The 6,320-nt window shown below is 69.1% G+C and carries 5 protein-coding genes and 1 pseudogene; 2 read left to right on the forward strand and 4 right to left on the reverse strand.

What is annotated here, in order from left to right:
• The 3 genes and pseudogenes from G3N99_RS32755 to G3N99_RS32765 all read right to left on the reverse strand — a co-directional run.
• Positions 1 to 168: pseudogene (locus G3N99_RS32755) on the reverse strand (sulfite exporter TauE/SafE family protein); the annotation flags it as partial.
• 18 nt (positions 169 to 186) lie between these two features.
• A complete protein-coding gene (locus G3N99_RS32760; RefSeq protein WP_206124446.1) occupies positions 187 to 1,854 on the reverse strand; it encodes a bifunctional protein tyrosine phosphatase family protein/NAD(P)/FAD-dependent oxidoreductase in 1,668 nt (555 codons plus the stop codon).
• Between the two features lie 34 nt (positions 1,855 to 1,888).
• A complete protein-coding gene (locus G3N99_RS32765) occupies positions 1,889 to 2,773 on the reverse strand; it encodes an MBL fold metallo-hydrolase (RefSeq protein WP_174933923.1) in 885 nt (294 codons plus the stop codon).
• A gap of 249 nt (positions 2,774 to 3,022) precedes the next feature.
• Between G3N99_RS32765 and G3N99_RS32770 the strand changes: the two genes are divergently transcribed.
• Together G3N99_RS32770 and G3N99_RS32775 are read left to right on the forward strand one after the other, a co-directional pair.
• Entirely contained in the window at positions 3,023 to 4,405 is a 1,383-nt protein-coding gene (locus tag G3N99_RS32770) for a sigma 54-interacting transcriptional regulator (RefSeq protein ID WP_206124447.1), read from the forward strand.
• 77 nt (positions 4,406 to 4,482) lie between these two features.
• Positions 4,483 to 5,016, forward strand: a complete 534-nt coding sequence (locus tag G3N99_RS32775; protein ID WP_206124448.1) for a DUF4124 domain-containing protein — start codon at positions 4,483 to 4,485, stop codon at positions 5,014 to 5,016.
• 76 nt (positions 5,017 to 5,092) lie between these two features.
• Here the strand turns inward: G3N99_RS32775 and G3N99_RS32780 are convergent, their stop codons facing one another.
• Positions 5,093 to 6,121: a MerR family transcriptional regulator gene (locus G3N99_RS32780; protein WP_174933929.1), complete on the reverse strand. Its 1,029-nt coding sequence runs from the start codon at positions 6,119 to 6,121 to the stop codon at positions 5,093 to 5,095.
• Between the last annotated feature and the right edge of the window lie 199 nt (positions 6,122 to 6,320).

The raw sequence follows: 6,320 nt of genomic DNA on the forward strand, positions 1-6,320 counted from the left end.
GCCGAGCGCGGCGCTGCCGGCCACCGCGACGAGCGCGACGGGCGTGGCCTGCTGCATAGGCCAGCTCATGCCGACGACGAGCGCGGGCACCGCGAGGATGCCGCCGCCGGCGCCGGTCAGGCCGAGTACGGCACCGACGAAACCACCCAGTACGAGGGAAATCAACATGACGTCAGCGGGCTCCGGTCAACGCGCGATCGCGGGCTTCGCGAGCCATTCGCGGCCCTTGAGCATCGCCTTCCAGTAGAGCGGCGGCAGCACGCGCTCCTTGAGCAGCCACGCGAGCCGCGACGGGCGCTTGCCGTCGATCAGCCACGCCGGGAAGGTCGGTGCGACCTTGCCGCCGTACAGGAACTCGGCGAGCACGATCTTGCCGCGCTCAACCGTGAGCGGGCACGAGCCGTAGCCGTCGTACGCGGCGTCGCCGTGCGCGCGGCCGAGCGACGCGAGCAGGTTGTGTGCAACCACCGGCGCCTGCTTGCGGGCGGCCGCGGCCGTTTTCGCATTGGTCGTGTTGGTGGCGTCGCCGAGCGCGTAGACGTCCGGATACTGCTTGTGCCGCAGTGTCGCCGGATCGACGTCGATCCATCCGGCCGCGTCGGCGAGCGGGCTCGATCGCACGAAGTCGGGCGCCTTCTGCGGCGGCACGACGTGGATCATGTCGAACGAACGCACGACGGTTTCCTTGCCGCCGTCCGGCAGCGCGCGCGCGAACGTCGCGCGGCGCGCGGGCCCGTCGATCGACACGAGGTTGTGGCCGAACGACAGCGCGATGTCGTAGCTTTTCACGTACTCCATCAGCGCGGGCACGTAGTCGGCGACGCCGAACAGCGCGGCGCCCGCATTCAGGAACTCGACGTTCGCGGCTTCGAGGCGGCCCGCACGCCGCCAGTGGTCGCACGACAGGTACATCGCCTTCTGCGGCGCGCCCGCGCACTTGATCGGCATCGGCGGCTGCGTGAAGAGTGCGTTGCCGCCGCGGAACGCGCGAACCAGTTCCCACGTGTACGGCGCGAGATCGTAGCGGTAGTTGGACGTGACGCCGTTGCGGCCGAGCGTGTCGGCGAGGCCTTCGATCGCGTGCCAGTCGAGTTTGAGCCCCGGGCACACGACGAGCTTGCGATACCCGATGCGGCGGCAGCCGTCGAGCACGACCGTGTGCGCGTCGGGCTCGAAGCCCGCGACGGCGGCCTGGATCCGCCGTACGCCGCGCGGCAGCACGTCGGTCATCCGGCGCGCGGTGGTCTCGGGCCGGAACACGCCCGCGCCGACCATCGTCCAGCCCGGCTGGTAGTAGTGGACGTCGGCCGGGTCGATCACCGCGATGTCGAGCGACGCGTCGCGCGCGAGCAGGCTCGATGCAACTGCAATGCCTGCTGCGCCCGCGCCGACGATCACGATGTCGTGCCGCGCGTCGACGGCCGGTGCCGCCTGCTTGCCGCCTTGCACGACGCGCGACGCGATCGCGCGCAGGTCGTAGCCGGCTGCGCCGGCCGTCGCGACGATGTCGTTCAGCGGGCGCAGGCCGGCTTGCGACAGCGCCCACAGCGTGGCCGAGCGCGTGCCGCTGCGGCAGTACGCGAGCATCGGGCCGTCGAGCGACGCGACGAGCGCGCCGAACTGCGCGGCCTGGTCGTCGGTTACCTTGCCCGTATCGACCGGGAGGTAATGCACGTCGATGCCGAGCGGCGCGGCGGCCGCGCGGATCTCGGTGACGGTCGGCTGGTCGGGGCCTTCGCCGTCGGGGCGGTTGCAGATGATCGCGCGGATGCCGGCCGCGTGAAGCGCGGGCAGGTCGGCCGCCGCGATCTGCGGCGAGACCGACAGCGTGTCGGTCAGCTTGCGGATGGTCATGTCGGGGTTCTCCGGATGGGGCGGGGCGTGTCGATCAGATCGCGTCGAGCGGGATCTTCAGGTAGCGCACGCCATTGTTTTCGGGCTCGGGCAGGTGGCCGGCGCGCATGTTGACCTGCACGGACGGCAGCATCAGCACGGGCATCGCGAGCGTGGCGTCGCGCGCGGTGCGCATCGCGACGAAATCGTCCTCGGTCACGCCGTCCTTCACGTGCACGTTTGCGCGGCGCTGCTCGGCCACGGTCGTCTCGAACTGCACGTCGCGGCCGCCCGGCTGGTAGTCGTGGCACAGGTACAGGCGCGTGTCGGGCGGCAGGTCGAGCACGCGTTCGATCGAGCGGTACAGCGTGCGCGCGTCGCCGCCGGGGAAGTCGCAGCGGGCCGTGCCGTAGTCGGGCATGAACAGCGTGTCGCCGACGAAGGCCGCGCGTTGCGTCGCATCGTCGACGCAGTAGGTCATGCACGCGGGCGTGTGGCCCGGCGTATGCAGCGCGCGGATCGTCAGCCCGCCGAGCGCGAGCGTGTCGCCGTCGTCGAGCAACCGGTCGAACTGGCGGCCGTCCTGCGCGAAGCCCGGGCCCGCGTTGAACAGCGTGCCGAACACGTGCTGCACGCGGCGCACGTGCGAACCGATCGCGATCTGGCCGCCGACGTGTTCCTTCAGGTACGGCGCGGCCGACAGGTGATCGGCGTGCACATGGGTTTCCAGCAGCCAGTGCACGTCCGCGCCGAGTTCGGCCACGCGGGCGATCAGCCGGTCGGCGCTCGCGGTGTGCGTGCGGCCGGACTTCGGGTCGTAGTCGAGCACGCTGTCGATCAGCGCGCATGCGCGGCTCGCAGTATCGAGCAGCAGATAGCTGACGGTGTGGGTCGCCGGGTCGAAAAAGCCTTCGACGGATAGCGTGGTGGCATGGCTCACGGGGTGTCCTCGATCGGGTTCTGCATCTGCAATCGGGATGGGTAATTCAAGAACCGTGCCAGCCTGCGTCGTAGTGCCGGCCGATCTGCCAGGGACTTGATTCGGCTCGGGTTTTGGGTACGGTTGCCGCGATGCGCGGGCGTCGTTGGCCTCCGTCTGTCACTGCGGACTGCCACAATTGGCAGTGTCGTGGCAGAATTGGCAGTCCGCCTGGCAGTTCGTCAGGCCGCCCCTTCACCGAGCGTCCGCATGAATCCGCACGACACCATCCCGATCGTCCCCGCGCCGCGCCACGACGTCATGCCCGACGTGCGCGCGCTCGTCGCGTATCTCGAGCAGGATCCGCAGCCGATGATCGTCGTCGATCCCGACTACCGCATCCTCGCGGCGAACGATGCGTACCGGCGCCAGTTCGGCGTCGCGGGCGTCGAGCACGTGGGCCGGCACTGCTTCCAGGTTTCGCATCACTACGACGTGCCGTGCGACCAGGCCGGCGAGCATTGCCCGATGAAGCAGGCGCTCGAATCGCGCGGGCTGAACCGCGTGCTGCATATCCACCACACGCCGCGCGGCCCCGAGCATGTCGACGTCGAATTACGGCCGATCTTCGATGCGCACGGCAACGTGATCGCGTACGTCGAGCGGCTGACGACGGTGCGTAGTGCATCCGCGCAGCCGAGTGCGGAAGGGCTCGTCGGCGGCGCGGACGCGTTCAACGCGGCGCTCGGCGCACTGCAGCGCGTCGCGCCGTCGATGCTGCCGGTGCTGCTGCTCGGCGAATCGGGCACCGGCAAGGAGCTGTTCGCCCGCGCGCTGCACGAGGCGAGCGACCGCGCGATGGGACCGTTCGTCGTCGTCGATTGCTCGGGGATCGCCGAGACGCTGTTCGAGAGCGAACTGTTCGGTTACGAAAAGGGCGCGTTCACGGGCGCGAACCAGCGCAAGCCGGGCCTCGTCGAGACCGCGCAGGGCGGCACGCTGTTCCTCGACGAGATCGGCGACGTGCCGCTGCCGATGCAGGTGAAGCTGCTGCGGCTGATCGAGTCGGGCACGTTCCGCCGCGTTGGCGGCGTCGAGGCGCTGCGCGCGGATTTCCGGCTGGTCGCGGCCACGCACAAGCCGCTGCGCGAGATGATCGACGACGGCCGGTTCCGGCAGGACCTCTACTACCGGATCAACGCGTTTCCGATTCCGTTGCCGGCGCTGCGCGACCGGCGCGGGGACGTCGCGCTGCTGGCCGAATCGATCCTGCGGCGGATCGCGAACGTACGCGCCAGTGCGGGCGATGCGAGCGCGCGGCCGTTCGTGCTGACCGAGCGCGCACGTGCGTGTCTCGATGCGTATGCGTGGCCGGGCAACATCCGCGAGCTGCGCAACGTGCTCGAACGCGCGTGCCTGTTCGCGGACGACGGGGCGATCCGGATCGAGCATCTGCCGGTCGAGCTGGTTGCGGCATCGGCGGTGCCGCAGGATGGAGCGGGGGCGGCCGGTGTGCTGACGGATGCCGAACTCGTGCGGATCGCGAGCGGGTTCGCCGGCACGCGCAAGGCATTGGCCGAACGTACGGGAATGAGCGAGCGGACGCTGTACCGCCGCCTGAAGGCGCTGGGGCTCGGCACGCGCGGCGGGTGAGCGGGGCGCATCGAGGGATGGCGGCGCGATGTGCCCATGCGGATAATGGCGCGTTCAATCCGGGGTCGTCTTCATTCATGAAACAGGTCTTTGCTGCGAGCCGCTGGCTCACCGTTGCCGCCGTCGCATCGTGGTTCAACCCGGTGCAGGCCGCCGAATACAAGTGGACCGACGCGGCCGGCGCGCATGCTGTCACGTTCGCGACAACCGAACAGGGCGACGACGTGCATCTCCGGGTGGTCGGCACGCTGAACGGGCAGCCGGACTGGTCGGTGCGTGACGACGTGACCGAATGCGGCGAGGACAAGGTGCTCGACGTCGTGCCCGCGTCGGTCGAGATGCCCGACCTGCTCGGCAACGGCCGCAGGCAGTTCCTGTTTGCGTACAAGATCGGCTGCCGCGGCGACGTCAGCCCCGATGCAGTCAAGTACTTCCTGATCGACCAGGGGAAAAAGTACGTGCTGCGCGGCGAGGAAGTGCTGACGCATCAGGGCAGGCGTTTCGACGGCGGTGCGGCGCCCGTGCCGAACGCCGACCTGAAGGCGAATCCCGCGTTTCTCCGCTACATGACGAAGCGCTGGCGCGGCGTGAGCGTGCGCAACTACGACTGATCCGACCGCGCTTCGCGCGACGCCATCGGCGCAAGGCGGCCGGGCCGCACGCCAAGGCAGGCCCGGCCGCCGTCGCTCAACGCTGCGGTTGCAACTGCGCCATCGCCTCCCGCACGAAGCCGATCAACGTGTCGTCGATCCACGAATCCTGCGTCAGTGACGGCTCGTTCATCATCGCGTGGCGAAATTTCGCATGCGTGGCCGGATCGGTGCCCGCGTAGCGGCAGAACAGCGTGAGCCAGCGCTGCGCGAGCGCGCGGCCTTCCGGCGAATCCGGTCTGGCGCCCGCATCGATCGCGTCGCGCACGTCGCCCATCAGTTGCGGCCATTCCATCGCGCTTTCACCGTAGTGCGCCCGCATGAAGCGGATTTCGTCCGGCGCCAGATACTTCTCGAAGATCCGCATCTTGGTTTCCGACGACGCGCGCAGCACATAGTCGCGCAGCGCGGTCGAAATGCCGATCTTCGACTGCATCGCCGGTTCGTGTTCGTGCATCAGGTTCAGCTTCGCCAGCAGCCGCGGGTCGTTGTTCGTGTCGCGCACGAGCAGTGTCATCCAGCGGCTGGCGAGCGCACGGGTGCGTTCGTCCTCGGCGGGCACGCCCGCGTCGTGCAGCGCACGCACCTCGTCGACGAGTGCGATCCATTCGGCGTCGCCCGCCTGGCTCTTCTGGTACATCGGCAGGCGCGCGAGTTCTTCCTCGGAAAAATATTTGTCGTACACGGTCATCAACTCCAGTGTGGTGAGCCAATCGGCCAGCTCCGGTTCCGTGCCCGCGGCGAGCTGCGCATGCAGGCTCACGAGCCGTTCGCGCAGCTGCGCAGTCTGCGCGAGCTGACGGTCGAGCAGCGCGATCTGCTTCGCGACGATCTCGACGAGCGGGGTGTCGGGCTGGTTCAGGTGGTCGCCGATTTCGGTGAGCGACAGGCCGAAGCGACGCAGCGCCTGGATCTGGTGGAGCCGGGCGATGTCGTGGCGGTCGTACAGCCGGTAGCCGTTGTCGGCGCGCGCCGAAGGCGTCAGCAGACCGATCGCGTGATAGTGATGAAGCGTGCGGACGGTCAGCCCGCTGCGTTTCGCCAGTTCTCCCACTTTCAGTCGCATTCGTTTCTCCGTTCGGTGCGCACACTGGAGTCTCGAACGTTACGCTACGTGAGGGTCAAGCGGAAGTTCGGAAATCGGGTGCGCGGGGGGATGCCGCGCGCACCCGACGGCAGGGCCGGCTTATTGCGGCGAAGGCGGGGTGTCGGCGGTGGCGGCGGCCGCCTGTTCGCCGGCGGGCGGGGCAGATCGGAAGCGCAGA

This window comes from Burkholderia sp. Ac-20392 (assembly GCF_017104585.1).
GTDB classification, from domain to species: Bacteria; Pseudomonadota; Gammaproteobacteria; order Burkholderiales; family Burkholderiaceae; genus Burkholderia; species Burkholderia lata.

What these genes read in the sequence shown, in the direction of transcription:
- G3N99_RS32760 (WP_206124446.1), bottom strand. Translation starts at nt 1,854, where the DNA reads ATGACCATCCGCAAGCTGACCGACACGCTGTCGGTCTCGCCGCAGATC.
- G3N99_RS32775 (WP_206124448.1), top strand. Translation starts at nt 4,483, where the DNA reads ATGAAACAGGTCTTTGCTGCGAGCCGCTGGCTCACCGTTGCCGCCGTC.
- G3N99_RS32780 (WP_174933929.1), bottom strand. Translation starts at nt 6,121, where the DNA reads ATGCGACTGAAAGTGGGAGAACTGGCGAAACGCAGCGGGCTGACCGTC.
- G3N99_RS32770 (WP_206124447.1), top strand. Translation starts at nt 3,023, where the DNA reads ATGAATCCGCACGACACCATCCCGATCGTCCCCGCGCCGCGCCACGAC.